We start from the raw sequence: 1,148 nt of genomic DNA, 5'->3' as shown, positions 1-1,148 counted from the left end.
TTGACGGTGGCAGGAACGGCAGAAACAGTGGCAGGTGGTATTGGAGATATCTTTGGAGCGGTCATATCAATGAGCGGTGCGGGAGCAGCGGCAGGAATACCGACTATTGCAATCAGCACAGATGTTTTGATAACCGGAATAGCAGAAATGGCATATGGTATATCAATTAGTATGACGGCTACGGATAACTTAGCCGGAGATATTAAGAAAGCACAAGAGGCGGCGGAGAATACCGATGTGAGTAAGGGAGGCTCTGAGACTAGTAAGATAGGTTCAAGGACTGTAAAATCTTTATCTAAAAATGCAAAGGAAAGTTATAAAAAATATAATGATTCAGGGTGGAGTGGAAATGTAGAAGGACAAACAGCAGGAACTAAAGCAGGAGGTACATATAAAAATCTTGATGGGAAACTACCAAAGGTAGATAAGGCGGGTAACAAAATTACGTATAAAGAATTTGATGTTAATAATAAGATAGAAGGTCAAAAAAGAGATATGGAAAGATTTGTTGTTGGAAGTGATGGTTCAAAATATTATACTAGTGATCATTATTCAACATTTGATAAACTCAAATAAGAGGAGGCAAAATAATTTGACAAATAAAGTTATATATATCCAAAAAATAAACAACGATTCATTTACAGAAGGATTAAATATAATATTGGATGGGAAAAAAATAATAACGAAAGATAACTTTCTTGAAGTTATTGAGGAAAAATTACAATTTCCTTATCCATGCAATGGTAGCTTAGATAGTTTTTTAGATTGGATGAGAGATTTATCGTGGATAAATGAAAAAAAAATAAACTTAATTATTTATGATTATAAAGAATTCCTAAATGACAATTTGGAAGTCAAAGAAATAATTTTAGATTGTTTTCAAGTAGATATATTGCCTTTTTGGGAAGAGGATGTTAAAACAACCATGGTAGATGGCGAAACAAAAGAATTTAATGTATATTTAGTATTATAGTACTGATGGGGAGTTAATAAATTAAGAACAGTTATGGAAAAATATATTTTAATAATAAATTTAGGATGTATAAAATTTATTTATGGTTATACCTTAGGACTTCCAACTCCGTAAATCCCTGTCGCTTAATTCGGTATCATGGCTCTCACGAAGTGATGTAATCCATGATTACTGA

Annotated in this window: 2 protein-coding genes; both read left to right on the top strand. The window is 32.7% G+C overall.

Annotated elements, in window-relative coordinates:
- Positions 1–576, top strand: a 576-nt coding sequence (locus C8E03_RS21765; protein ID WP_146212356.1) for a ribonuclease domain-containing protein, incomplete at its 5' end; no start/stop codon positions are given.
- Positions 577–592: 16 nt separating this feature from the next.
- Positions 593–973, top strand: coding sequence for a barstar family protein (locus C8E03_RS21760; RefSeq protein WP_207657833.1), 381 nt, complete (start codon positions 593–595; stop codon positions 971–973).
- Positions 974–1,148: the final 175 nt, after the last annotated feature.

The organism is Lachnotalea glycerini (genome assembly GCF_003201285.1).
In the GTDB taxonomy this organism is placed as follows: domain Bacteria; phylum Bacillota; class Clostridia; order Lachnospirales; family Lachnospiraceae; genus Lachnotalea; species Lachnotalea glycerini.
This window is presented reverse-complemented; position numbering and strand designations above follow the sequence as displayed.